At 36.0% G+C, this 25256-nt stretch carries 24 protein-coding genes; 17 read left to right on the plus strand and 7 right to left on the minus strand.

The features are described from left to right. Positions 1–117: 117 nt before the first annotated feature. The 3 genes from B5X62_RS05650 to B5X62_RS05660 all read left to right on the plus strand — a co-directional run bounded on the left by B5X62_RS05650 (position 118) and on the right by B5X62_RS05660 (position 1516). On the plus strand, positions 118–609 hold the full coding sequence (locus B5X62_RS05650) for a YkgJ family cysteine cluster protein (RefSeq protein ID WP_079666437.1): 492 nt from the start codon (positions 118–120) through the stop codon (positions 607–609). Between the two features lie 112 nt (positions 610–721). After that, complete coding sequence (locus B5X62_RS05655; RefSeq protein WP_079666438.1) at positions 722–1027, plus strand: hypothetical protein; 306 nt, start codon at positions 722–724, stop codon at positions 1025–1027. A gap of 228 nt (positions 1028–1255) precedes the next feature. Next, positions 1256–1516 carry a hypothetical protein gene (locus B5X62_RS05660; RefSeq protein WP_079666439.1) on the plus strand — a complete coding sequence of 87 codons (261 nt, stop codon included), beginning with the start codon at positions 1256–1258 and terminating at the stop codon, positions 1514–1516. Positions 1517–1552: 36 nt separating this feature from the next. On the opposite strand, the gene hemE is transcribed toward B5X62_RS05660, so the two are convergent. Genes hemE through hemA form a run of 4 tightly spaced genes read right to left on the minus strand, consistent with a single transcriptional unit; the run spans position 1553 to position 5449 of the window. Continuing rightward, positions 1553–2578, minus strand: a complete 1026-nt coding sequence (hemE, locus tag B5X62_RS05665) for a uroporphyrinogen decarboxylase (RefSeq protein WP_079666440.1) — start codon at positions 2576–2578, stop codon at positions 1553–1555. A 5-nt stretch (positions 2579–2583) separates the two neighbouring features. After that, complete coding sequence (locus B5X62_RS05670; protein WP_079666441.1) at positions 2584–3252, minus strand: uroporphyrinogen-III synthase; 669 nt, start codon at positions 3250–3252, stop codon at positions 2584–2586. A gap of 18 nt (positions 3253–3270) precedes the next feature. Next, a complete protein-coding gene (gene hemC, locus B5X62_RS05675) occupies positions 3271–4185 on the minus strand; it encodes a hydroxymethylbilane synthase (RefSeq protein ID WP_079666442.1) in 915 nt (304 codons plus the stop codon). Then, a complete protein-coding gene (gene hemA, locus B5X62_RS05680) occupies positions 4160–5449 on the minus strand; it encodes a glutamyl-tRNA reductase (protein ID WP_079666443.1) in 1290 nt (429 codons plus the stop codon). The genes hemC and hemA overlap by 26 nt, the downstream gene beginning before the upstream one ends. 256 nt (positions 5450–5705) lie before the next feature. Between hemA and B5X62_RS05685 the strand changes: the two genes are divergently transcribed. From B5X62_RS05685 to B5X62_RS05750, 14 genes are all read left to right on the plus strand, one after another. Beyond that, positions 5706–6731: a rod shape-determining protein gene (locus tag B5X62_RS05685; protein WP_079666444.1), complete on the plus strand. Its 1026-nt coding sequence runs from the start codon at positions 5706–5708 to the stop codon at positions 6729–6731. 29 nt (positions 6732–6760) lie between these two features. Further along, positions 6761–7615 carry a rod shape-determining protein MreC gene (gene mreC / locus B5X62_RS05690; protein WP_079666445.1) on the plus strand — a complete coding sequence of 285 codons (855 nt, stop codon included), beginning with the start codon at positions 6761–6763 and terminating at the stop codon, positions 7613–7615. Next, a complete protein-coding gene (locus B5X62_RS05695) occupies positions 7605–8111 on the plus strand; it encodes a rod shape-determining protein MreD (RefSeq protein ID WP_079666446.1) in 507 nt (168 codons plus the stop codon). The genes mreC and B5X62_RS05695 overlap by 11 nt, the downstream gene beginning before the upstream one ends. Beyond that, on the plus strand, positions 8108–10087 hold the full coding sequence (locus tag B5X62_RS05700; RefSeq protein WP_079666447.1) for a peptidoglycan D,D-transpeptidase FtsI family protein: 1980 nt from the start codon (positions 8108–8110) through the stop codon (positions 10085–10087). Before B5X62_RS05695 ends, B5X62_RS05700 begins: the two co-directional genes overlap by 4 nt. Next, complete coding sequence (gene rodA / locus B5X62_RS05705; RefSeq protein ID WP_079666448.1) at positions 10084–11337, plus strand: rod shape-determining protein RodA; 1254 nt, start codon at positions 10084–10086, stop codon at positions 11335–11337. The genes B5X62_RS05700 and rodA overlap by 4 nt, the downstream gene beginning before the upstream one ends. Positions 11338–11366: 29 nt before the next feature. Continuing rightward, complete coding sequence (locus B5X62_RS05710) at positions 11367–12050, plus strand: M15 family metallopeptidase (RefSeq protein ID WP_079666449.1); 684 nt, start codon at positions 11367–11369, stop codon at positions 12048–12050. A gap of 164 nt (positions 12051–12214) precedes the next feature. Further along, a complete protein-coding gene (locus tag B5X62_RS05715; RefSeq protein WP_079666450.1) occupies positions 12215–12946 on the plus strand; it encodes a hypothetical protein in 732 nt (243 codons plus the stop codon). 52 nt (positions 12947–12998) lie between these two features. Further along, on the plus strand, positions 12999–13688 hold the full coding sequence (locus tag B5X62_RS05720; protein WP_079666451.1) for an energy transducer TonB: 690 nt from the start codon (positions 12999–13001) through the stop codon (positions 13686–13688). 142 nt (positions 13689–13830) lie between these two features. Further along, positions 13831–15267 (plus strand): tRNA (N6-isopentenyl adenosine(37)-C2)-methylthiotransferase MiaB, encoded by a 1437-nt coding sequence (gene miaB / locus B5X62_RS05725; RefSeq protein ID WP_079666452.1) that lies wholly within the window; start codon positions 13831–13833, stop codon positions 15265–15267. A gap of 22 nt (positions 15268–15289) precedes the next feature. Then, positions 15290–16393 carry a PDDEXK nuclease domain-containing protein gene (locus B5X62_RS05730; protein ID WP_079666453.1) on the plus strand — a complete coding sequence of 368 codons (1104 nt, stop codon included), beginning with the start codon at positions 15290–15292 and terminating at the stop codon, positions 16391–16393. 3 nt (positions 16394–16396) lie between these two features. Continuing rightward, positions 16397–16744 (plus strand): hypothetical protein, encoded by a 348-nt coding sequence (locus B5X62_RS05735; protein WP_144038309.1) that lies wholly within the window; start codon positions 16397–16399, stop codon positions 16742–16744. A 96-nt stretch (positions 16745–16840) separates the two neighbouring features. Next, the gene (locus tag B5X62_RS05740; protein WP_079666455.1) at positions 16841–18124 is read left to right on the plus strand and encodes a sigma-54 interaction domain-containing protein; all 1284 of its coding nucleotides are present in this window, start codon (positions 16841–16843) and stop codon (positions 18122–18124) included. A 13-nt stretch (positions 18125–18137) separates the two neighbouring features. Next, complete coding sequence (locus tag B5X62_RS05745; RefSeq protein WP_144038310.1) at positions 18138–18692, plus strand: LptE family protein; 555 nt, start codon at positions 18138–18140, stop codon at positions 18690–18692. A 2-nt stretch (positions 18693–18694) separates the two neighbouring features. Continuing rightward, positions 18695–20776 (plus strand): hypothetical protein, encoded by a 2082-nt coding sequence (locus tag B5X62_RS05750; RefSeq protein ID WP_079666457.1) that lies wholly within the window; start codon positions 18695–18697, stop codon positions 20774–20776. Between the two features lie 19 nt (positions 20777–20795). Here B5X62_RS05750 and B5X62_RS05755 read toward each other — a convergent pair whose 3' ends face one another. The 3 genes from B5X62_RS05755 to B5X62_RS05765 all read right to left on the minus strand — a co-directional run bounded on the left by B5X62_RS05755 (position 20796) and on the right by B5X62_RS05765 (position 24953). After that, on the minus strand, positions 20796–21314 hold the full coding sequence (locus tag B5X62_RS05755) for a tetratricopeptide repeat protein (protein WP_079666458.1): 519 nt from the start codon (positions 21312–21314) through the stop codon (positions 20796–20798). Positions 21315–21622: 308 nt separating this feature from the next. Beyond that, positions 21623–23014, minus strand: a complete 1392-nt coding sequence (locus tag B5X62_RS05760) for an RtcB family protein (RefSeq protein ID WP_079666459.1) — start codon at positions 23012–23014, stop codon at positions 21623–21625. 889 nt (positions 23015–23903) lie between these two features. Further along, positions 23904–24953, minus strand: coding sequence for a WG repeat-containing protein (locus B5X62_RS05765; protein ID WP_079666460.1), 1050 nt, complete (start codon positions 24951–24953; stop codon positions 23904–23906). Positions 24954–25256: the final 303 nt, after the last annotated feature.

Genomic DNA, 25256 nt, shown 5'->3' on the forward strand with positions numbered 1-25256 from the left:
GCGGCCTGTTTGAGCTCTTCTCTCGGATAGGATTTGCTTCGGCAAGAGACAGCGAGTAGCGAAAGCTGGAAATGGCGGCCAAAAAAATGTGTAATTTTGTAGCCTTAAAATTCGGTTTTGGATATTGAACATTATAAAAAATTGGCGGAGCAAAAGTCGAAAGAGCATAAAAAATTCTTGGAACAACTAAAGAAAAAACCGCCGAAAAACCTCGATTATATTGTGGAAGATACGCATGAAGAGACTTTTGAGGAAATCGATTGTCTATCTTGCGCAAATTGTTGTAAAACGACGGGGCCGCTTTTTACAGAAAAAGATAAAGAACGAATCGCTAAACATTTGCGCATGAAGATTTCGGATTTTGAAACGAAATTTTTGCGTGTTGATGAAGATCAAGATTGGGTTTTGCAATTGACGCCTTGTTTTTTCTTGGATCCAAATGATAATAAATGTAGCATCTATGATGTGCGCCCAAAAGCCTGTCGCGAGTATCCGCACACCGATCGAAAGAAGATTTATCAAATCAATAATTTGACTTTGAAGAATACGCTAATCTGCCCAGCAACCTATGTTTTCGTCGAAAAATTAAGAAAAGTTTTGGAGAAGTAGTTGGTTTTCACAAGCTTTCTTAAAGTGTTTTAAAATGTATTAAATTTTTGATTTCTAAATATTATTGGGAAATATTTCGGCGTTTAAAGATTGTAACACTAAACGAATATTTATGAAAAAGTTATTTTTTGCAGCACTTTTTATGACTGGCGGAATGGTGGCGGTAAGTGCGCAAACTACAGAAGCAAAGAAAGCTAAAACTACAGAAGCCACTGCTGTTGAGGAAGTGCAAACGACGCCGAAGTTGACAGAAGAAAATCCAGCAACGACGAAGAAGGAAAGTGATAAAAGTATTATCGCGAACGATAAAAAGTTAAAGAGCAAATTGAATAAAGAAAAAGCGAAAGATCAACCAATGCTACAAGAGGCAGAACCTGCAAAGCAAGAAGGGCCTAGAAAAATAGAGAAAGTTGAGTAAGTTATTAGAGTAGTTTTTGATTTGATAATCCTCGGAAGTGTAGCTCCGAGGATTGTCTTTTTATATAATAATCAAATATTGTATTATTGTACAGAATTGTTGTAAAATAGTTAATAAATACGTTTTACTTTATTTTCCAATAAGTTAAAAAATGTTAAATTAAAATGAAAATTGTTTTTATTGGAAATAATTTCGTTATTTAGTTGACACTAAATCAAAAAAATTGTTATGAAAAAAGTTTTACTAAGCGCAATGCTTCTTGTTGGCGGTGTTGCTTTGATGAGTGCACAATCTGTGCAAGGTAGTGCCGACATGAGGGAGGCGAAAAAAGCTTCTATTAAGCCTAAAAAAGAAAAGGCAAAGCAAGAGACAATTGTTCAGCCTTTAAAAATGTCTGACGCAGGTTCATCAGAACAAGCTAAAGCAAATGCAAGAGCTAAAGAAGATGGAAAAGCAGCTGTAGAGCCAACAGCAAGAAAAAAGAACTAAAATAAAACCCGAAGCAAAGCTTCGGGTTTTTCTATTTTATGCTTTCCATTCTACAACAGCACGGATAAATGCTTCAGCGTTTTCTACCGGAATATTTGGTAGAATACCATGGCCAAGGTTGGCGATGTATTTATCTTTCCCAAAACGGTCAATCATCTCATGCACCATTTTTCTGATAACATCTGGCGACGAGTGTAGTCTTGCAGGATCGAAGTTACCTTGTAAAGTGATATTATTTTTTGTTAATTGTCTTGCGATTTCTGGTGTTATCGTCCAGTCAACGCCCAAAGCAGAAGCTTTAGATTTTGACATTTCTTCCAACGCAAACCAACATCCTTTTCCGAAAACTACAACTGGAGAAACCAAGCTAAGCTCTTCAACGATTTGGTTGATGTATTGCCAAGAGAATTCTTGATAATCTGCTGGAGAAAGCATTCCGCCCCAAGAATCAAAAATCTGAACCGCAGAAACACCTTTTTCAACTTTACGTTTTAGGTAAGCAATGGTTGTATCTGTAATCTTTTGAAGTAAAGAATGTGCAGCTTCTGGATTTGTAAAACAAAATGATTTTGCAATATCAAAAGCCTTAGAACCTTTTCCTTCCACACAATAACAAAGAATCGTCCACGGACTTCCAGCAAATCCAATTAACGGAATCTCATTATCAAGTTTTTGTAAAGTCAATTCGATGGCATCAAAAACGTAACCTAAAGTATCATCAACATCCGGAACTTCGATCGCATCAACTTGCTCTTTAGTTCTGATAGGGTTGTCTAGCCAAGGACCAACAGATTCTTTCATTTTGAAATCGATACCCATCGCTTGTGGAACTACCAAAATGTCCGAAAACAAAATCGCAGCATCCAACGGAAATCTTCTGATAGGTTGCACGGTGATTTCCGCAGCCAATTCTGGCGTTTGACAACGTGTGAAAAAATCGTACTGATTGCGCAATTCGATAAATTCTGGAAGATATCTTCCTGCTTGACGCATCATCCACACTGGTGGTCTTTCAACAATTTCGCCTTTCAGAGCTCTTAGATATAAATCGTTTTTAATCATATTCTTTATTTTTTGTCTGATGCGTAGTCGCGAATCAGATTTAGTAAATCTTCGATAGTATTTTTATCGCTAGTCAAAATCTTCTCGGAAGTCCAATTTTTAATTTCGTTGGTTGTTGTATCGCCAATCGAAAATATCGTTTTTCCTCCCAAAGTGTTATTTGCAGCAAAACTTCTGACGCCACTTGGGCTAAAAAATGCAACAGCATCAAAATCTTTATTATAAATTGGTTCCGTTAGTTTGGTCTTGTACGAAACAATTTTCTTATAATCTTTTCCTAAATTTTTAAAAGTTTCCGAAAGCTTTTCTAAAGCAATGTCAGCACAAAAATGAAGATAAGTTTCATTTTTATTATCTTTAATAAAATAATTAGAAAGTTCTTCGGCGTTCTTTTCTGTATTAATAACCTTAAAACCTTTTTGTTCTAAAAAAATTTGAGATTGCTCGCCAACACAATAGATCGGATTTTTTGGTGTTAGTTGCTTAGAAGTTTCGTTATTAAAAAAGCTTTTAACAGCATTAATGCTTGTGAAAATTAAAGCTTTATTAGTTATGTTTTCTGTTTCGAAATTAAGGTTTTCGATGCTAATAACATCCACAAAGTCCACAACAATATCATCTCCTAATTTGGAAATGTCTGCGTCATTGATATGTTTGGTTAACAATAGGCGCATTGTTTTTGACTTTTAAAATTAAAGTTTAATTTGAGATTTTATTAGAAGCATCATATCTTTTCCGCCTCTTTCTAAAACTTGTTGTGCGATTTCTGCTCCGAAGTTCTGTTCAGGATTCCAGTCGATAGTTTCATCAACATTAATGCAATCTTTTCCATCCAGAGAACAAAGTCTCCCTTGGAATCTTATTTTATCACCGATAAACTCAGCGTGCGCTCCGATTGGCGCAGTACAACCACCTTCCAAAGTTCTTAAAAACTCACGTTCGATGTGGATGCATTTTTGTGTGGCGTCGTGATTAATTTGTTTTAAAACTTCAGTTAAATCAATATCTTCTGCACGATTTGCAATACAAACAACACCTTGTGATGGCGCTTGTAAAAGGAAATCAACTTCTTCGAAGTCAATATCAAGTTCCATTCTTTTAAGACCTGCCAAAGAAAATAATGTCGCGTCGGCAACACCATCTTCTAGCTTTTTGAGACGAGTTTGTACGTTACCTCTAATGTCTGCAAACTCTGTATTATGGAATGTATGCGACCAAAAAGCGCGTCTTCTCAAACTGCTTGTTGCGATTTTAAGATCTTTAAGGTCTTTATCTTTTGCGTCAGTTTTTCTCACCAAAACATCTTGTGGATAATCTCTTTCCAAAACTGCGCTAATCTGCGTGCCAGTCGGCAATTGCGTTGGTACGTCTTTAAGCGAATGTACTGCGATGTCGATGTCTTTATTAAGTAAAGCGATGTCCAGATCTTTTGTGAAAACCCCAGTAATGCCCATCGCATATAAAGGTTGCGTAAGGTTTTTATCACCAGACGAAACAATTGGGACGATCTCGGTCTTGTGACCAATAGCTTGTAGTTTAGCAGCCACTTCATTGGCTTGCCATAAAGCAAGTGGACTATTTCTAGTTCCTATTTTTATCGTCGTCATTGTTCTGCTTTTTGGGGTTGTGAAGGACTAAAATCTCTTCCATTAATTTTGAAACTTCGTCGGCTTTCCAAGGATTTTCCAAAATGTATTTGGCGAATCGGTTGGTTATTTTCTGTATTAATTTATCAGAAAGCTCCATGTCTTCAACCTTTGCATATTGATGACGTTTGTGGATATTATGAAGTTCGTGAGATTCGATTTGTTTCAAAGAGTTTTTGAAATTGTTGATACTCGGTGCAAATTTTCTTTTGCGTTCCCACTCGGTGAAGTCTTTGCTCATTTCTTTAATGATCGCTTCAGCCTTTGGGATTTCCTTTTTACGTTGCTCCATCGTTTCAGAAATCTGCTGAGACAATTGATCAACATCGATAAGATCAACTTTTTCTAAAGTTCCGATTTCTTTTGCGACGTTATTCGGGATCGATAAGTCAATTACCAGCATTTCTTTGTCAGCTGGGAAGTTGTCAGGATTTACAATAAATTTTTGTGCACCTGTTGCGACAATTAAGATATCAGTTTTCTTTAATTCTTCTGGGAAATCGTCAAATGCAATTTGCTGAATATTATACTTTTCTGCAATTTTCTCAGCCTTTTCGAAAGAGCGGTTAGCGATTTTTATTTTGGGTTGATAGACATGTTTAACCATGTTTTCGATGGTGTTTTGTCCAATTTCGCCAACGCCAAGTAGTAAAATATTTTTGTCCGAAACATTATTAACATGATTCAAAATGTAATGTACAGCAGCGTAAGATACAGATGCGGCGCCATTGCTAATGCCAGTTTCGGTTTTAATTCTTTTTGAAATTTGTATCGCCGAGTTAATCGCACGTTCCAGATAAGGATTAGAAGTTCCTTTATATTTTTTGAATCGGTTGTAAGCGTTTTTAATCTGTGATACAATTTCGAAATCACCAATAATCTGACTTTCAAGACCTGCAGCTACACGGAAAAGATGCAAAACCGCGTCTTCTCTTTGGATAATGTTAACATACTGCAAAAACTCGGAAAGATTAACACCAATAGTTTTACAATATTGTTCTGCAATTAGCAAATAATTAGCAGTTGTCGTGTAAATTTCGGTACGATTACAAGTGGATACAACGAATGCATCGCCAAAATTCTGGTCGTGAATTTGGTTGACAAAAGATTTGATATGCTCATCAAAAAACGCAAATTTACCACGTGTTTCGGCGTCTGCTTTTTCGTAGCTAACGCTTAATACTGCAAAATTTGACGTCTTTGAAATGTCCTTATTCTGATTCATTTTAGCTGGTGCAAAGTTAAGCTTTTAAAATGAATATTGGTAGTGATAGCGAGTGACTTGGTCTATGATAATGCTCAGTTTTAACAAAGTCTAAAGTGCTTGTTTTCAGAAGTTATCGAAAGCTAATTGATTTTTCGTCAGTGTTTGTGGATAAGTTTTTTGATTTTAATAAAACTTTAACCTTTTTGAGTATAGATAAAATCACTAAACTCACGTTAAATTTATATCTTTGTAAATTAAAATAGACAGGTAGAAAATGGGTTTATTAGATATGTTTACGCAAGAAATTGCGATTGACTTAGGGACAGCAAATACATTAATAATTCACAATAATAAAATAGTCATAGATCAGCCATCAATAGTGGCAATCGAAAGACAAAGTGGGAAGCCAATCGCTGTTGGAGAACAAGCGAAGCATATGCAAGGGAAGACGCATGAGGATATCAAAACTATTCGTCCTTTGAAGGATGGAGTTATTGCTGATTTTCATGCTTCTGAGCACATGATTAAAGAGTTTATTAAACAAATTCCAGGCATTAAAGGGAAGTTGTTTCAACCTGCTTTAAGAATCGTCATCTGTATTCCTTCTGGGATTACTGAAGTTGAAAAACGTGCGGTTCGTGACTCTGCGCAAAAAGTAAATGCAAAAGAAGTTAGATTAATCTATGAGCCAATGGCGGCTGCAATTGGTGTTGGTATTGATGTGCAAAAACCTGAGGGTAACATGGTTATCGACATAGGTGGTGGTACAACGGAAATTGCTGTTGTGGCGCTTGGAGGTATTGTTTGTGATAAATCTGTGAAAATTGCAGGTGATGTTTTCACAAGTGATATTGCTTATTATTTGAGAACGCACCATAATTTATACATCGGTGAAAGAACGGCTGAACGTGTGAAGATTGAGGTTGGGTCTGCTGTGGAAGAGTTGGATGTTGACATCGAGGATATTCCGGTACAAGGTCGTGACTTGATTACAGGTAAGCCAAAAGAAATTATGGTTAACTATAAAGAAATTGCTAAAGCTCTAGATAAATCTATCATCCGTATCGAAGATGCTGTGATGGAAACACTTTCTTTAACACCTCCAGAATTGGCTGCGGATATTTACAAAACTGGTATTTATCTAGCTGGTGGTGGTGCTTTGTTGAGAGGTTTGGCAGATCGTATCCATAGAAAAACAGGATTGCCAGTTTTTGTAGCAGAAGATCCGTTGAGAGCGGTTGTTCGTGGGACAGGTATCGCTTTAAAGAATATGGATAAATTCAATTTCTTGATTAAATAATTTAGTAACTTTTTTAGGGAATTTAACGGATGGGATATTTGCTGAGATTATTTTCGAAGAACGCTTTGTTCGTCTTCTTTATATTCTTGCAAATTATTGCAGTGGTATTGATTTTTTCGAAAAACACGATGCAACAATCATTTTTAGCTGCAAAAACAGCCGCTTTCAATGCTTGGGTTTCGGGGTATATCGACGAAGGTGCTTCTTATCTTAAGCTGAAACAGATTAATGATGATCTTGTAATGCAGAATAAAGCTTTGCTTAAAGAGCTTTATGGTAAGGAAGGCGGAGCTAATCCACAATTTCGTCGTGTTCACGATACTATTGGCGGTGGTCAAATTTATACTTTTGTTGATGGTGAAGTCGTGTACAACAGCATCAATCGTCAAAATAATTATTTTACGATTAACCGTGGAAAATTGCAAGGCGTTGCTGCCAAAATGGGTGTTATCGCACCAAATGGTATCGCAGGAATTGTAATTAATACAACAGATCATTATGCCTTGGTGCAGTCTGTATTGAGTGTTAATAAAATTAAAATCAGTGCAGCGTTAAAAAATTCTGGATATTTCGGGACACTTAGTTGGCGTGGTGACGACTCACGAATGATGCATTTGTCGGATATTCCAAAATATGTTTCGTTAAAAGTTGGTGACACTGTTGTGACTGACGGACGTTCTGCTATTTTCCCGAAAGGCGTTATGGTTGGGAAAGTTGCTGGTTATGAGGTTGATACTAAAACCGGTTTCTGGGATGTTTCCGTGGAATTAAATGAAAAAATGGGACCTCTCAGTAAGGTCTTTGTCGTTAAGAATCTTAAGAAAATTGAAGTTCAAAAAATTCAAGATACTTTACAAGTACAGATAGATAAAGATGGTAAGTAGAAACGTATTTTCAGATATCGCTTTAATTGCAATTTTGGTTGCGGTTCAGGTTTTTCTACTGAATCGTATTACCTTGTTCGGAAAATATATTCCGGTACTTTATCCAGTATTTGTGATGTTTTATCCGTTTTTCAGAAATAATTTTCACTTTTTAGCATTAAGTTTTATTCTGGGTTTATCAGTAGATGCTTTTCTTGGGACTTGGGGAATTAACGCTTTAGCAACAACGACGATTGCTTATTTTAGAATGTTAATTTTCCGAACATCGACAGATACATCGACAGATTTTTTCTCGTTTCAATCGCTGCAATGGTTACAATTTGTAGTGTTTATTTTAACGAGTATTTTTATTCACCAATTGATTGTTCAATATGTTGAATTCTTTAAGCCAGAACGTTTTTTCGAAATATTATTAAACGTTGTATTTACCAGTCTTATCTCATTTGTATTTATCATAGCTTACGCATTAGCATTTAAAATTAAACAGAAAATTTGAAGCCTCAATATCTTAAACTTACTGGTATTTTGATTGTTGTAGCAATTATTTTTATTGCTAGGTTGGCTTATTTACAATTATTTACTGACAGATATGCATTAAATGCAGCGAATACTTCCATTAAAATTGAATACGAAATTCCGCAACGTGGCGTCATCTTTGACCGCAACGGAAAAATATTAGTTGGTAACCAACCTTCTTTCGAAGTTTCTTACACAGCGGCTTTGATGCGTCCTGATTTTGATACAATTAGCTTTTGTAACTTGATGAAGATTACAAAACCTGAGTTTATCCAGACCATTAAGACCATAGAAAAGACACAATATTACTCCAAGCTAACACCAATGACTTTTATGAAAAATTTGAGTCGTGAAGATATGGCACGCGTTCAGGAGATATTGTTTAAGTTTCCTGCGTTTAATATTGTTTCGCGTCCACAAAGACAGTACGAAGTCAACACGTCTGGTAACCTTTTGGGTTATACTAACGAAGTTAACACTGCGGACATCAAAAAAGATTCTTTATACTATCTTCCAGGTGATGTCATCGGGAAAAGTGGTGTCGAAAAGTCTTACGAAAAAGATCTACGCGGCGAAAAAGGTATTAAATATATTCAGAAAGATATTCGTCAAAGAAGTATTGGTTCTTACAAAAATGGAGAGCTGGATAAAGATGTTGTTACGGGTAAAGATTTGACGTTAACTATTGACTATGATTTGCAACGTATCGCAGAAGAAATGTTGGTGAACAAGCGTGGTGCAGTCGTAGCATTAGATCCCAACAATGGCGAAATTCTAACCATGGCGACGGGTCCAGATATCGATCCTAATTTGTTTACAGGTCCCGATAAAATGAAAAATATTTATCGATTGGTGAATGATAGTATCAATCAACCGATGTTTGATCGATCTGTTCAAGCGGCGTATCCTCCAGGTTCTACTTTCAAATTGGTGACAGCACTTTCTGCAATGCAAATGGGCGTTATGACTGAGAAAACAATCTTCCCGTGTGGTGGAGGTTTTAGTTATATGGGCGTGCGTATCAAAGGACATGGTGGCGCTGATCCATTGATTCCTTCTATCCAAGTGTCCAGTAACTGTTATTTTTCTTACGCTTATTTAGCAATTTTAAATAAATACCCAGGCAACCCTTCAAAAGGTATGCACGAGTGGAAAGATATTATGGCGAGTTTTGGACTTGGCGTTTATATGAACAACGACCTTGCAACGGGTAGTAAAGGTTATATGCCAAGTGAAAATACTTACATCAAACGAAACGGCCCTAAGTGGAAACCAATTAACGCCGTGTTCAACGGGATGGGACAAGGTGATATTTTGACGACGCCGATGCAGCTTGCAAATTTTACGGCGGCTATTGCTAATCGTGGTTGGTTTATAACGCCACATATTGTTAAAAATATTGATGGAAAACCAAATCCAAATCCTTTATTTAAACAAAAAAAATATACAAAGGTTGATCCTAAATATTTTGAACCCGTTCTACAAGGTATGGAAGCCGTAATGTTGCGTGGTACAGGACGTAGTCTTAAATCTAATGATTTTACACAGCTTGCAAAAACTGGTACAGCGCAAGTTCCGCAAGGGAAAGATAACTCCATTTTTGTATTAATTGCGCCAGCTGACAAACCAAAAATTGTTGTGGCTGCAGTTATGGAACACGCAGGTTTTGGTGCAACTTGGGCAGGTCCAGCTTGTACAGTGATTGCAGAGCGTTATTTATTAGGTGAGATTAAACGAGAACATCTTTACAAAAAGATGATTACATCCAGCTTTCAACCAGAATATCGCCGTCAATGGACTGAATATCTGAAAAGAATCGGTAAATATGTTCCACCAAAACCAGATTCACTTAAATTAAAAAAACTTCAAGATAGCCTAAAGGCAATTAGTGTGAAAGCAGAAAACACGGACAAAAATAGAAAGACTACTAACCCAACAAAACCTGTAAGACGATGAAGTGGGCAGAAGGCATAGACAAGCTAGGACTTGGACTTTATTTGGTGATTTGTGTTTTTGCAATTCTTAATATTAACAGTGTTAATCCATCTTTAGGAACAAAGCAACTAACATTTTTTTGTATTTCGCTTTTTATAGGTTTAATAATTTTCTTTACCAGAACTAAATTTTTTGAAAACATGTCGGGCATTATATATGTCGGAGGTGTTTTACTTTTAGTGGGGCTTTTCCCATTCGGGACCGAAATTTTAGGACAACGAAACTGGTATAAGTTTGGAGGATTTACAATGCAGCCTGTAGAATTTGCAAAGATAGGAACCGCTTTAATGGTTGCTAATTATGTGTCGGGCTCTGATTTTAACCTTAATAATAGAAAATCCTTAATAACGATTTTAGCAATTATTGGTATTCCGGCAGTCGTAGTTTTGGCTATTCCAGATGTTGGATCGTTGTTGGTGTTTGGAGCTTTTTTTATTGCACTTTACAGAGAAGGGCTTAGCGGAAAAGTCTTTGGAGTTGTATTTACATTAGCAGCGATTTTCTTAATAGCGAACTATATTAATGATCCAATGGAGGAAAGTCCATGGTATATGGTAGGCGCAATTGTTTTGATTGGTCTAATATATATTGTGTTGAATCTTAATTATTTGAGACGTGATATTAACCGACTAATTTTCACAATTGTAGGGATTATTGGTTTGTCTGCATTGGCGTATTTTTCCCCCAACGTTTTTGAGAAGCTACCAACGCATCAAAAGCAAAGAATTGAAGTTCTTTACAAAGGTGAATCTCGAAAAGAATTTCGTGATAATATTGGCTACAACTTATTATATTCTAAAACTGCGATTGGCTCAGGCGGCGTTACTGGTAAAGGTTACAAAGAAGGTTCTGTTACGCAAGGTAAATTTGTGCCCGAGCAAGAGACCGATTATATCTTTTGTACCGTTGGAGAAGAGTGGGGCTTTCTTGGAAGTACGCTTTTGGTGATTTGTTATGCCTTGTACATTGGTCGAATTTACTATTTAGCTGAGAACCAAAAATCGACTTTTAATAGAGTTTTTGGATACTGTTTTGCATCGATATTACTCATTCACTTTTGCATTAATATTGGGATGGTCATGGGCTTGTTCCCGACGGTTGGTATTCCGTTGCCGTATTTCAGTTACGGAGGAAGTTCTTTGTTGGCGTTCTCGATAATGACTTTTATTTTCTTTAAACTTAATTACGCTGACAAAAACAGTTTAGTCTAAATTTTGTAATTTGTGGTCAAACAAAAACCATGAATTTCAAATCTTTCTTACTTATTGTTTCTTTATTTTTTGGACTTTATTCTTGTGCTTCTAGAGAAGATCATTTGCAAGAAGGTTTTGTCTATGTCCAAAAAGAAATCCAGGATATCATCGTTGATTTGCGATATTTCGGAACGCACAATTTCACAGGACGACCAGTTGTCGGTTACGAAAAACCTGTTCTCATCATGTCCAAAGCAGCGACGCAAGCTTTAAAGAAAGTTCAGCAAGATCTTAAAGCGCAAGGTTATAGTCTCAAAGCTTTCGATGCTTACCGTCCACAGCGTTCGGTGACGAGTTTCGAAACTTGGGCAAAAGACATCAACGACACCATTGCAAAGTCCGAATTTTATCCAGATGTTGACAAACGCGATTTGTTTACGCTCGGTTATATCGCCTCTCGATCTGGTCATACGCGCGGTAGTACAATCGATTTAACTTTGGTCGATCTCAATACTGGTAAAGAAATCGACATGGGAAGTCCATTTGATTTTTTCGGAACAATCTCTCATCAAAATGCACCACAAATAACTGCCCAACAACAAGCCAATCGCTTAATCCTAAAACAAGCGATGTTGAAACACAACTTCAAAGAATATCAAGAAGAATGGTGGCATTTCACTCTAAAAAATGAACCTTTTCCCGAAACTTATTTCGATTTTCCAATAAAGTAATTTTTTTTCTTAGAAGCCGAGGACCTGCTTTCCGCTGCAATCTTTTTGGTTCGGCATAGCCTCTCACCAAAAAGGATTTCCGCTACAATCACGGCTACGGATTTCGGATAATAATTTATTTACATTTTTAATAGAAATTTCGCATATTCGCATAAACAATATTAATGAAAGCAAGTTTCCTTTTTGTGTTACTATGTTTTAGCGGCTTTACTTTTTCCCAAGTTATTCTTAGTGATTATCCTGTTGACCAATTTTATTATAAAGGAGGCAATACTGCATTACAAAAAGACCTAAGTAAAGCCTTTAAAGAATTAGAACTAAAACCATGTGACAACACAATGGAAACTTATAATATTAGTATTTTAATAGAAAAAGATTCTTCCATTAAGTTCATAAAAGACATGGATAGTGTAAATGTCGAGAAGAATAAATGTGCTTTTGATGTTGCTCGCGAGATTATCCCAGAGCTTAAATCTTGGCAGCCAGCAGAAATTCAGGGACAGAAGTTTCAGTCGATTGTTAAAATTTTAATTAATCCTTTCCAAATTGCATATTCAACAGGGGAAGGTTATGGTGATAATGTAGTGCATGCTCAAATGCTTAGTGACGCCGACTATTTGCATGTTCAGCTAAAGAAAATTTTTCAAAAAACTTTTAGATTGAATATGGAACAAACTATTTATTTGAGTTTTACTGTTACCAAAGAAGGGTTGATGAAAGATTTTGTTCTTGATGGCAATTATGATAAAATTGAAGTTTCGAGAATAATAACAGATCTAAAGCACCTAAAATTGAAGTGGAAACCTGCGACATTTAATGGTGTGCCAATGGATAGTAAACAAAGAATAAATGTTAATCAACTATACAACTATGGCGAGTTATATAATCATGACTAAGAGATTAAAGCATATTTTTTTATTTTTATTGTTTTCGATGTGTCAGCTTTATATGTCGCAAACTAAATTCTTAAGTAGTTATCCTAAATTTCAAGAACCTTATGTTGGAGGAGATAAAGGATATTATAAAGATTTTCACGATATCGTATTTTCAAAGAATTTGAAGACTTGCAATGATCAAAATGAGATTTATCAATTTCGCGTATTGGTAATGCCAGATTCCACAATTTCTTTTGTCCAAGAGCTAAATGCGAATTATTTAGAAAAAAATAAATGTGCCTACGATATGGCTCGAACAGTAGCGAAGTACCAGAAAAAATGGTTGCCAGCAAATGAAGACGAGAAGGCGACACCAGCACTCGCAAGTTTTATCATTTATCCCCAAGATATTTTTAATAATTATTATGAAGGTTATTTGCCTAAAGTAACATATCCTTTCTATGGGAAGAATCCAAAAGAATCTTCAGAGAATTTTAAGAAAGATTTATTGAATAAAATTGATCTATCTCGTTTTATTTGGAACGATATTTTTTTCATGGAGATAGAGTTTATCATAAATAAAGAAGGAAAAATGGAAGATGTTGTATTGCTTAATACTTCTGGTTTAGAATCTTTCGACAAAAGAATTTTATGGGCTTTTAAAGATCTTAAAACAAAATGGAGTCCAGCCACAATTAATAGTGTTCCGTTTAATTATAGATACAGATTTAGCCTGAGAATTATAACAGATATCAAAAAATAAGACTAAATTTTCAGAAATTTTCACCTGCCATTCTGTCACAACTTTTTGTATCTTTGCAAACTGAATTAGTTTAAAGTTTCGAGTTTAAAGTTCAAAGTTGATGAGCTTTAAACTTTAAACCTTAAACCTTAAACTTGAACCCGTGCAAGAAAAATATATAGACGAAACCAAGCAAGGAGAAGCATTTGCAATTGCTGAAAAGCCAGAAAACTCTAAGAAATTATTCTTGGAAAGTTACGGTTGCCAAATGAATTTTTCCGATTCCGAAATCGTTGCATCCATCCTTAACGAGCAAGGTTACAACACTACAACAAAGGTTGAAGAAGCAGATTTAATTTTGCTGAATACTTGTTCGATCCGTGAAAAAGCGGAACAAACCGTGAGAATGCGTTTGTCGCAATTCAAGAATCAAAAAAAGGAAAATCCAAGTCTTACTGTTGGCGTTTTGGGCTGTATGGCAGAGCGTCTCAAAACCAAATTTTTAGAAGAAGAACATTTGGTGGATTTGGTTGTTGGCCCTGATGCTTACAGAGATTTACCTAATCTTTTAAAAGAAACCGAAGATGGTAGAGATGCCATCAACGTAATTTTATCAAAGGAGGAAACTTATGCCGACATCAATCCTGTTCGTTTGGGCGGAAATGGCGTAACGGCTTATGTGACGATTACCAGAGGTTGCGATAATATGTGTACATTCTGCGTGGTGCCTTTCACGAGAGGGCGTGAGCGTAGTCGCGACCCGCATTCAATCCTTGAAGAATGTAAAGAATTAGCTTCAAATGGCTACAAAGAAATTACACTTCTTGGTCAAAATGTTGATTCTTATTTATGGTATGGCGGTGGTCCGAAAAAGGATTTTGCAAAAGCTTCAGAAATGCAAAAAGCGACAGCTGTTGATTTTGCTCAATTGTTAGATTTGGTGGCGAAAGCAGTTCCCGAAATGAGAATTCGTTTCTCGACTTCCAATCCACACGATATGACGGCTTCGGTGTTCGAAATGATGGCGAAACACGAAAATATCTGCAAATATGTTCACTTGCCAGTTCAAAGCGGTAGCGACAGAATTTTGGAGTTGATGAATCGTCAGCACACACGTCAAGAATATTTAGATTTAATTAAAAAAGCGAAAGAAATCGTTCCCGATATTTCGTTTTCACAAGATATGATAGTTGGTTTCTGCACAGAAACTGAGGAAGATCACCAAGATACTTTGAGCTTAATGCGCGAAGTTGAGTACGATTACGGTTATATGTTTGCCTATTCCGAAAGACCAGGAACGCCGGCTCACAAAAAGATGGAAGACGATATTCCTGCCGATGTTAAACAAAGACGTTTGGCGGAAATTATCGCTTTACAAGGTGAATTGTCAAGAAAAAGAATGGCAGGTTACGTTGGAAGAAACCACGAAATTTTAATTGAAGGAACTTCCAAAAAGAACGAAAACCAATGGAAAGGTCGTAATTCTCAGAATGCCGTTTGCGTTTTCGACAAGTTAGAAGGTCAAAAAGTGGGCGACATTGTGTCTGTTTTTGTGTACGACAACACGCAAGGAACACTTTTGGGGAGAACTGCGGAATAGTTTTTAAAAATTTGGACATAAAGTGAATCTTCAAAATCAATTAATCGACAAAGTTTCGGCACTTTTAGAAATTGCTCGAAAACGCGTTGCATCTACCGTAAATCAAACTATGGTTTATACCTATTTTGAAATTGGTAGAATGATTGTGGAAGAAGAACAGAATGGAGAAGCAAGAGCGGAATATGGTAAAGGATTGTTGAAAGAATTGTCAGTTCATTTGACAGAAAGATTTGGCAGAGGGTTTTCTGTAGAGAACTTAGACAGAATGAGGTTTTTTTATAAAACTTATTCTAAACCAATTTCGTCAACACTGTTGACGAATTCCGAAAACCCAATTCCGCAAACACTGTCTGCGCAATCTGAAAACCAAATAGGACAGACACTGTCTGGCGATTTTGAAGTGGTTGAAAATAAGCCTTTTACAAGCGAATTAAACTTTAATCTTTCATGGTCACATTATCTCAAATTAATGAGAATTGATGATAGAAATGAAAGAAGTTTTTACGAAATAGAAGCCTTCAAAAACAATTGGAGTCTGCGAGAATTACAAAGACAATATGATTCTGGATTGTTTGCCAGACTTTCTTTAAGCAAAAATAAAGACGAAGTTTTGGCGCTTTCCGAAAAAGGTCAAATTATCGAGAAACCTTTGGATTTAATAAAAGATCCTTATGTTTTAGAGTTTTTGGGTTTAAATGATAAAAGTTTTTATTCTGAAAACGATTTAGAGCAAAAGTTGATTGATAAACTGGAGCAGTTTCTTTTAGAATTGGGGAAAGGTTTCACTTTTGTGGCGCGTCAAGAAAGAATTTCTTTTGATGAAAAACATTTCCGAATAGATTTGGTATTTTACAATCGTATTTTGAAATGTTTTGTTTTAATCGATTTGAAAATTGGCGAATTAAAGCATCAAGATATCGGACAAATGCAAATGTATGTTAACTATTTCGACCGAGAAAAACGCATAGAAGGGGAGAATAAAACCATCGGAATTATCCTTTGTCAAGATAAAAGCAATGCTTTGGTGGAATATACTTTGCCCGAAAATAACGATCAAATTTTTGCCAGTAAATACATGACGGTTCTTCCGTCAAAAGACGAATTGAAAAGCTTATTAACAGATTAATAAATGAGAAGTTTATCCTACATCATTATTTTAATGAGTTTGATTGGCACTTGCCAATCGGGGAAGACTTCTTGTGTTCAAAATAAAGTAAAATGTAATCCTTCTAATGTTGCTAAAAACGTTTCTCAAGAAGAAGCAAAGCAACTTTTGCAGGAGTTTAATCATTTAATTTCAAAATACAATCAGAAGTTTTCGAAAGAGGTTTGCTCTGTTGATGAAACATCAAATTTTGCATTTGGATTTTCATCAAATTTCAAAGAACTAAAAAGCTTAGAAAAGCAATTTGATTTAATCAAAAAAACATCAAAAATTCGTAACAAAGATAATTTGGAAGATAATATTTTAGTTTAATCCTACAGAGAATGAGGATTTACAATGAAGATTAAAGTTTTAGAATCAAAACAATTTTAATCATTTAATTATTAAATATTTAATCCAAAAAAGAAAATGAACGAATTACAAAACATAAAAAATCGCTTCGGCATTATCGGGAATTATCCCGCACTCAACCGAGCTTTAGAAAAGGCGATACAAGTCGCACCAACCGATATTTCCGTGTTGGTTATCGGAGAAAGTGGTGTCGGAAAAGAATTTATTCCAAAAATTATCCACGCCGAATCTAAAAGAAAACATCAACCATACATTGTTGTCAATTGTGGAGCAATCCCAGAAGGAACAATAGATTCCGAGCTTTTCGGTCATGAAAAAGGTGCTTTTACTGGCGCAACTTCCACTCGAAAAGGTTATTTTGAAGTTGCCGATGGCGGAACAATATTCTTAGACGAAGTTGGTGAATTGCCTTTGCAGACGCAAGTTCGTTTGCTTCGTGTTTTAGAAAGTGGAGAATTTATGAAAGTGGGTTCTTCTCAAATTCAAAAAACCAACGTAAGAATCGTTGCAGCAACTAACGTTAATATGATGAATGCCATCCACGACGGACGTTTTCGTGAGGATTTGTATTATCGTTTGAACACCGTACAAATCGACATGCCTGCTTTGCGCGAAAGAAAAGGCGACATTCATTTACTATTTAGAAAATTTGCTATTGATTTTGCTGAAAAATACAGAATGCCAGAACTCGAATTGGAACCAGCAGCAGTGACGTATTTAGAAAATTATAGTTTTCCGGGTAACGTTCGTCAGCTAAGAAATTTGGTGGAGCAATTGACGGTTGTCGAGCGTAATCGTAAGATCACAGCCGAAAAGTTGGCGGAGTATATTCCGATGGAAAAACATCTGCCAATGTTGGTGAATCAAAATGCAAACAAAGCGCAATCGGACTTTGGAAACGAGAGAGAAATCATGTACAAGGTTCTTTTCGATATGCGAAACGATATTAATGATCTAAAATCCTTAACTTCGGAGTTGATAAAAAATCGTGGAAATGGTGACTTGAGCAATCAAGAAAAGAATTTAATTAACAAAATCTATACACCAGAACCTGCGGCACATAATCCGAATTCGTTGTTGTATTTTGAACCGAATGACAACGCGAATGTACAAACGGCAAATGTGATGAATGTTGACGATAACGATCCCTACGAAGATATTATGGATATCGAAGTGGAAGAAGCTAGACCAGAATCTTTATCGCTTCAGAATAATGAAAAAGATTTGATTATCAAAGCTTTAGAAAAGCATCGTGGTCGCAGAAATAAAGCGGCTGATGAGTTAGGAATTTCGCAACGTACGCTTTACAGAAAAATTAAACAATATAATCTTGAGGATTAAAATGAATTGTAATATGTCAAATCCACGCACCAAAGTTTTGAAAAAGATAGCATTCTTTTCATTACTTGTGCCATTATTATCCTTAGTAAGTTGTTATAGTTTTACAGGTTCGTCTTTAAGTCCTGAAACTCAGACTTTTTTGATAAGACCTTTCCCGAATAATGCTGCAAATAATAACCCAAATCTAAGTCAGGATTTTACGGTGGCTTTACAAAATAGATTTGCGCAAAGAACAACGTTGAAAGGCGCTGTTGATAAAGCGGATATTATTATAGAAGGAGAAATTACGGATTATAACATCGCGCCAACGACCATTTCGTCGCCAGTTGAAAGTACGCAGACTGGTAATATGATCCAAGCGGCTCAGAATAAATTGACAATTACGGTGAAGGTTCATTACGAAAATCACGTCGCAGGCGAGGAAAGCAAAAGTTTTGACAGAAGTTATACTGACGAAGTAACTTTTAACAGCGATATGGATTTGATGACGATAGAATCTTCTCAGGTCAAAATCGTTAACGAACGTATTATCAACAAAATTTTTAATGATATTGTAGCAAACTGGTAATTATGAATGCACGAATTATTGAGCTTCTTCAGCAACCCTCATTAATGCAAGCAAATGATTTGCAGCTTTTAGAAAAGCAAATTGAGCATACACCTTATGTTCAGAATGTTAGAGCACTTTATTTGTATGGCATTCACCTTTACAATCCGACGCGATATAAGGAAGTCTTGACAACGACTGCTGCATATACGACGGACAAAAAAATTCTGTATCAATTCATTAATAAAAAAGATATTGCTGAATCTTCGAAGGTTGAATCTGAAGAAAAAACAGATACAATTGTAGAATCTCCAGTTGAAGAAACCCAAAATTTAGTTTCTACTAAAATTGATGAAAATTTAACTGAGAATAAAGAAGAATCTTCGGAAGTTGAAGCAGAACAAGAAGAAGATGTGATGAATGTTGAGGAAGGTTCTAAAGATGTTATTATTACGGATGAAACGCCAACTTCGGAAAAAGAAACTGAAGTTGATTCTGATTTAAGTTTAGAGTCGATCGACGAAAATTTAATTCAAAATAAAGAAGAATCTTCGGAGGTTGAAGCGCAACAAGAGGAAGATGTGATGAATGTTGAGGAAGGTTCTAAAGATGTTGTTATTACGGACGAAACGCCAACTTCAGAAAAAGAAGAGGAAGTAGAATCTGATTTAAGTTTAGAGTCGATCGATGAGAATTTAATTCAAAATAAAGAAGAATCTTCGGAAGTTGAAGCGCAACAAGAGGAAGATGTGATGAATGTTGAGGAAGGTTCTAAAGATGTTGTTATCACGGATGAAACACCAACTTTGGAAAAAGAAACTGAAGTAGAATCTGATTTAAGTTTAGAGTCGATCGATGAGAATTTAATTCAAAATAAAGAAGAATCTTCGGAAGTTGAAGCGCAACAAGAAGAAGATGTGATGAATGTTGAGGAAGGTTCTAAAGACGTTGTTATTACGGACGAAACTGAACCAAGTGAGATTAAAGAGGAATTAAATAGAGATGTTAGTTTTGAATCGATTGACGACTTTTTACCACAAGTGAAATTTGAAGTTCCAAAAAATCATCATCAATTTCTGAATCCTCCAAAGTTTGAAGTTAAAGAGCACAAACCTGTCGAAATTGAAGAAAAACCTACAGGAATTGTAATCGACGATACTAGCGAAAATATTGATTCTAAAGAAGAATTAAATGATGCACATTCTTTAGATTTTGGACCTTTTTCTAGAGAAGAAGAGTCTGTTGAAGTTTTAGAAAATGAAAAATCTGAAATTCCGACAGAAGAGCGTAAAGAACAAGAACCAACTATAGTTGATGTTGCTAAAGAAGAGCCTGTTCAAGAAAACTCAGCTTGGAAACCAATGTCGATTGACGCACATCAACCAGATGCTTTAATTGGTAAAGTTGAGACGCCAAATATTGTAACTGCAACAGAAAAGGATAATAAACCAGAACCGTCAAAAGAAGAAGTTTCAGAAACTGTAAATCCTGAAATTAAGCTTGAAGAATCTGTTGAAGAACCAAAGACCGCTATTGAAATTGTAGAACAAAAAGAGGAAAATTTAATAGAGACATCAGAAAAAATCGAGGAAGAGAAGCGACCGATTTTTAATGTTTCCTTTTTTGGCGACTCCATTGCGATGGTTGATGATCAGAAAAAAGCGAATGAAGAAGTTGTAGAAGAAGTTGTCGAGGAAGCTCAACAAAAGGAAGTTGAAATACCAGTTGTTGCGGCTCAAGAGGACATAAAACCAGAAAAAAGCAATGTCCGACAATTTATCAATACTTGGCAAAACTGGTTAAAGATCGATCGTACCGCTGAAATCGAAAAAGATAAAGAAGTCAAAAAACAAAAAGCGATTGATGAGTTTATCGAAAATCAACCCAAAATTACACAGCTAAAGGATGAAGCTAGTTTTGTTGTTAAAGAAAAGAAAGAAGATATTTCTCACTTGATGACCGAGACTTTAGCGAATCTCTATTTAGAGCAAAAACTTTATTCTAAAGCGATAAAAGCATTCGAAACGCTAATCGCAAAACACCCCGAAAAAACGGACTATTTCACACAGAAAATAGAAGATATTAAAGAGCAGAGGAAAGCTTAATAAAACTAAAGAGAACCAATTAATTGGTTCTCTTTTTTTTCTTTTTGGTAGCTTTCTTTTTCGGCATTTTTGACTTAACAAATTTTTCTCGATTTTCCAAAAACTCGATCATATCCTTATTGTACGAAAATTTTTTCGCTTCCTTAATTGTTTTTAAAGCTTCATCGTAACGCTCCAGCTTTTCAAAATATACCGATTTCCAGTACAAAATATTCGACTTATCAATACCTTTTGTTTTAAAACTGAAATCCAACAATTTCAAAGCTTCCTCATAATCCTCATTGTTTAAAAGGCAAGAAACATAATATTTCGGAATCGTTACATTCCCGACATCACACGCAAGAGCTTCCTGGAAATAGGTTTTCGCCTGCTCATAATTTTTCAACTGCTCACTATAAATTCGTCCCATCAAGCAAAGCGCATCCGAATCTTCAGGATCGTAGGACAACGCGTAATTCAAAGCTTCCAAGCAATCCGCCAAATTGTACGGATAGCAATCCAAAGCTTCAAAATAATATTTGTTTTTAGTTAAGTTCATTTTTTTTTTACATTATTAAGTTTGTTTTTTAGGAGCTGTTTCCCGCTTTCCGCACTCGCTTTTGCAAGCCTTCCAAATCCACTGCATTTGCAAAGAGCTCAAACAATTGCTACAATCGGGGCTAAAAATGCCTCCCTTCTAATAAAATTATGACTTTCAAAAAGTCAGTTTCGTTAACGTCCCTTCGAGTAGGTTTTGAAAAAACCGTATCGAGAAGTCCTTTTAAAAAAAGTTCTCGATACGCTTCGCTACTCGAACTGACGAAATGCGAAATACCAGTAACCAACAACCAAAAACTGTCAACCAATTTATTTATCCATTCTCACAATCCTCGGTTGAAAAGTTCCCAAGATGTCCACCAAATCACTTTGTGCGTTCATCACTTCATTGATGTCTTTGTACGCCATTGGTGCTTCCTCGGCATTTCCGCCCATTAGAGTCACTTTTTTTAGCTTCAACTCTTTTTTAATATCGCTTTGCGTGAAAAGTTGTCGGCATTCACCTCTCGAATAAGCTCTTCCTGCACCATGCGATGCCGAACTTAGCGATTCGGGATTTCCTTTTCCTCGAACGATAAAACCTTTCGCCGTCATCGAACCTGGAATCATTCCCAATTCGTTTTCGCTGGCTGGTGTGGCTCCTTTTCGATGGACGATTACTTCTTTTCCGTTGTGGATTTCTTTCCAAGCGAAATTGTGATGGTTTTCGATTTTGGCTTTTACACGACCGCCAACAGCTTTCACCAATCGACGATGAATATCATCATGACAAGCCGAAGCGTAATCTCCTGCGAGATTCATGGCTGTCCAATATTCCAATCCCATGTGCGTACTCAAATCCAGCCAAGCAAAATTCTGAGCTTCCTTTGGCAACGGACATTGTTCTGTCGCCACTCTCGAATAATATTGCGCAATTTCAGCGCCTAAACCTCGAGAACCGCTGTGCGAAAGAATCCCCAAATATTTTCCTTTCGGAAGTCCGATTTGTGAATCTTCTTCCACAATTTCCACTTCGCCGAATTCTACAAAGTGATTTCCACCGCCCGAACTTCCCATTTGTTTGATGGCTTTTCCTTTTAATCTTTTCAAAATCGGAATCAAATCAAACGTATCACGTTCGAAAATTTCGTGGTCGACGTGTGATTTGTGCGTTTCATACATTCCGAATTTGGTATGTTCTGCCAAAGCTTTTTCAAACTTGTCTTTGGCACCATCTAGATATGAAATCGGCGTATCCAAAATGCTTAAGCTCATCCTGCAACCAATATCCATCCCCACGCCGTACGGAATTACCGCATTTTCTACCGCCAAAACACCACCGATTGGTAAACCGTAACCGCTGTGTGCATCGGGCATCAAAGCACCACCAACCGAAATTGGAAGTTTTAATGCCGTGTACAATTGGTTTTTCGCTTCCTCGGAAATGTTGTTTCCAAAGATTTGAAAGTCGGCTCTTTGTGCGTTGAGCATTCGTTTTTCGTTTTTTGTAGAAAGCAGTAAAGCTTCCGCAATTTGTCCGAACTGCAAATCTTTCTCGAAGTTTTGCGGGTTTTGTAAAATCTCTTTCAAGATGGATTTTACGTGATGTATATTTTTGGTGGCAAAATTCCTTTTCATGACTTCCAGAGCGATGTTGACGCTTTGGTTGTTGGGATAGCCGAGTTTTAATATATCTTTTCCTTTTAGTTTTAAATTTCCCATTGTTTTGATTTTAGATTCAAGATGCTAGAACCAAGAGCCAAGACTCTTGTCTTGAAACTGGTTTTACATCGCGAATGTTTACTCCAACTAAATTTTTAGTTGATTTTTTGTTTAAACCTATTGGGCTTTCTCAACCCAAGAGGTTTGGAACTCTTTTTTCTACACTTTCCGCTTCGTCCCTTCGAGTAGGTTTTGAAAAAAATTGTACCGAGAAGTTGTTTTTTTTATAGTTCTCGATACGCTCGCTACTCGAACTGACGACGTGTTGACTTTCGACATTTCCGACTTTGTTAATTCACAAGTTTTGCAAAGTGTGTGGAGAAAGTTTATAATGGTTCTCGATACGCTTCGCTACTCGAACAGACGACCGCCTTTTTATTTGACGGCATTTTATCATAGCCCCGATTGATTCTGACTTATATATTTTTATAGTTGAATCATCGAAACTCGTTCCTCGTTTTGAAGCGGCATCCTTTTTTTGTTTGGGCTTGAAAAAAGCGTTGGCAAAAAAAGATACAGCGGAAAGCGGGAAACAGCTTCAAAAAATAACTGAACTGCTGTTCGACGAAGTCAAATAGCTTCTAACAAAAAATATTATCTGCTATTCGACGTAGTCAATAAGGTCCTAATAAAAATAATTTCGGGAAAAACTTAAGTTTTGGATTTTGCGCAAAGAAAAACCCGAAATCTTGCGACTTCGGGTTTTGATATTTCATTGTACTGTTCTTCTAAGAATGTACCAAACCACGAAGCCTCGCCTTTGCAAAAGGCAATCCTACTGTTGAATGTTGATTGAATCTGAACATTTTTGCTTCGTTTTTTTGTTGGTTAAACTTGATTTTCAGGTGCAAATATAGAATAAATTTTTAAAACGCAAATTTTATTGAAATTATTTTTGCTCGGGAAGATTCTTCCAATATTGGAGACTTTTGTCCACATCGAAGTAATTGGGCTTGTTGGGATGCGTTTCGAAATAGGTTTTAAATTCTTCTAATTCTGAGATGATCCATTCTCGCAATGGTATTATTTCTCCATCCCAACTGTAATGATAGATTTTTGACATATCAGTAGAAATGATGAATACAGCATCACTTTCTTTACTTTGACTGACATAGCCTTGAATTACGTAATAAGGAAAAAATTCTCGTGGTTTTTCTGTGATTTCGAAGTCGAGAAGATGTTCTTTTTTATCGCAATTATCGCACGGTGCCAAATGTATATCGTTGATGATATCGAGATTTTTAAGACTATTCAAAAATTTTTGTTCTGTGCTGGTGTATGTAAAAGGATAAGGATAATACACACCGCCAACTTCATAATCTTTTGGATTTTTTTTTGTTTTGTAAGGCTCTACTTTTTCGCCTTTTTTGTTGATAAGATAACTTTCTGATTTTTTGGAAGAAGGTACGATAGACCAATGTTCGCCACCTTTTTCATATTGTTTTTTCCAACCACCAACATAGACTTTCGCATAGCCATACTGAAAAGGTTCTGCAAAATCCCATTGAGCGGGAATTGTTAGATTTCCGTCTTTGTCTGCAAAACCAACTTTGTTGCCATCGACATAACGACGAAGACCTTCTTCGTAATAGTCAATTCCGTTGTCAAACCATTGCGGATAATAAAGGAATTTTCCGTTTCTGTCATAGACTTCTCCAGCAGGCATCAAAGGTAATTTTGATGAATAGTCTTTAGCTTTTTCGGTTCCGATAAATTCTATTGTGGCTTCCTCGATTGGTTTTTTGAAATCATAATTTCCATAGTTGGAAAATTTTGCGGGTACAATGATTTTCCCTGATTCTGTTTTGGCGCCTACTTTGGTGCTGTCCGCAGTCGAAAAATAATAAAGCTTTTCGTTGGTTTGTGCCAACAAAAATGTGCTTTGGAGAATTACAAAAACAAAGCTTAGAAATTTTAAAACAATATTATGAGAAATCATTTGTGCGTATTTGTAATTCAGTTTTTTGGATTTTTAAGTTTTTTCACAATGAAAACGATGCAAAATACTAGAACGGAAATTAAGGCTAAAAGTTTTAGAGCCATGCCAACATAAAGATAAGCGTAGGGTGGATCTAGCCCATAGAGTTTGGTTAAATATTCACCAAGGGAAAATACTAAAATGCAGAGAATAAGAATGAAAAGTGATTTTTTTAAATTCATGTTTTTAGTTGTTAGTCCTTGTTTAAAAATAAGAAAATTTGTGGCAATTTGATTTAATTAAATAAAAAAGTGCAACAATTAT

The organism is Soonwooa buanensis, assembly GCF_900167905.1.
Lineage (GTDB): Bacteria > Bacteroidota > Bacteroidia > Flavobacteriales > Weeksellaceae > Soonwooa > Soonwooa buanensis.

Excerpts from the sequence above, each read along its gene's own strand:
- B5X62_RS05765 (WP_079666460.1), bottom strand. The coding sequence starts at position 24,953 with ATGATTTCTCATAATATTGTTTTAAAATTTCTAAGCTTTGTTTTTGTA.
- B5X62_RS05755 (WP_079666458.1), bottom strand. The coding sequence starts at position 21,314 with ATGAACTTAACTAAAAACAAATATTATTTTGAAGCTTTGGATTGCTAT.
- B5X62_RS05685 (WP_079666444.1), top strand. The coding sequence starts at position 5,706 with ATGGGTTTATTAGATATGTTTACGCAAGAAATTGCGATTGACTTAGGG.
- B5X62_RS05670 (WP_079666441.1), bottom strand. The coding sequence starts at position 3,252 with ATGCGCCTATTGTTAACCAAACATATCAATGACGCAGACATTTCCAAA.
- B5X62_RS05710 (WP_079666449.1), top strand. The coding sequence starts at position 11,367 with ATGAATTTCAAATCTTTCTTACTTATTGTTTCTTTATTTTTTGGACTT.
- B5X62_RS05760 (WP_079666459.1), bottom strand. The coding sequence starts at position 23,014 with ATGGGAAATTTAAAACTAAAAGGAAAAGATATATTAAAACTCGGCTAT.
- B5X62_RS05660 (WP_079666439.1), top strand. The coding sequence starts at position 1,256 with ATGAAAAAAGTTTTACTAAGCGCAATGCTTCTTGTTGGCGGTGTTGCT.
- hemE (WP_079666440.1), bottom strand. The coding sequence starts at position 2,578 with ATGATTAAAAACGATTTATATCTAAGAGCTCTGAAAGGCGAAATTGTT.
- B5X62_RS05655 (WP_079666438.1), top strand. The coding sequence starts at position 722 with ATGAAAAAGTTATTTTTTGCAGCACTTTTTATGACTGGCGGAATGGTG.
- hemC (WP_079666442.1), bottom strand. The coding sequence starts at position 4,185 with ATGACGACGATAAAAATAGGAACTAGAAATAGTCCACTTGCTTTATGG.
- B5X62_RS05750 (WP_079666457.1), top strand. The coding sequence starts at position 18,695 with ATGAATGCACGAATTATTGAGCTTCTTCAGCAACCCTCATTAATGCAA.
- B5X62_RS05745 (WP_144038310.1), top strand. The coding sequence starts at position 18,138 with ATGTCAAATCCACGCACCAAAGTTTTGAAAAAGATAGCATTCTTTTCA.
- hemA (WP_079666443.1), bottom strand. The coding sequence starts at position 5,449 with ATGAATCAGAATAAGGACATTTCAAAGACGTCAAATTTTGCAGTATTA.
- B5X62_RS05715 (WP_079666450.1), top strand. The coding sequence starts at position 12,215 with ATGAAAGCAAGTTTCCTTTTTGTGTTACTATGTTTTAGCGGCTTTACT.
- B5X62_RS05740 (WP_079666455.1), top strand. The coding sequence starts at position 16,841 with ATGAACGAATTACAAAACATAAAAAATCGCTTCGGCATTATCGGGAAT.
- rodA (WP_079666448.1), top strand. The coding sequence starts at position 10,084 with ATGAAGTGGGCAGAAGGCATAGACAAGCTAGGACTTGGACTTTATTTG.
- B5X62_RS05720 (WP_079666451.1), top strand. The coding sequence starts at position 12,999 with ATGTCGCAAACTAAATTCTTAAGTAGTTATCCTAAATTTCAAGAACCT.
- B5X62_RS05735 (WP_144038309.1), top strand. The coding sequence starts at position 16,397 with ATGAGAAGTTTATCCTACATCATTATTTTAATGAGTTTGATTGGCACT.
- B5X62_RS05695 (WP_079666446.1), top strand. The coding sequence starts at position 7,605 with ATGGTAAGTAGAAACGTATTTTCAGATATCGCTTTAATTGCAATTTTG.
- mreC (WP_079666445.1), top strand. The coding sequence starts at position 6,761 with ATGGGATATTTGCTGAGATTATTTTCGAAGAACGCTTTGTTCGTCTTC.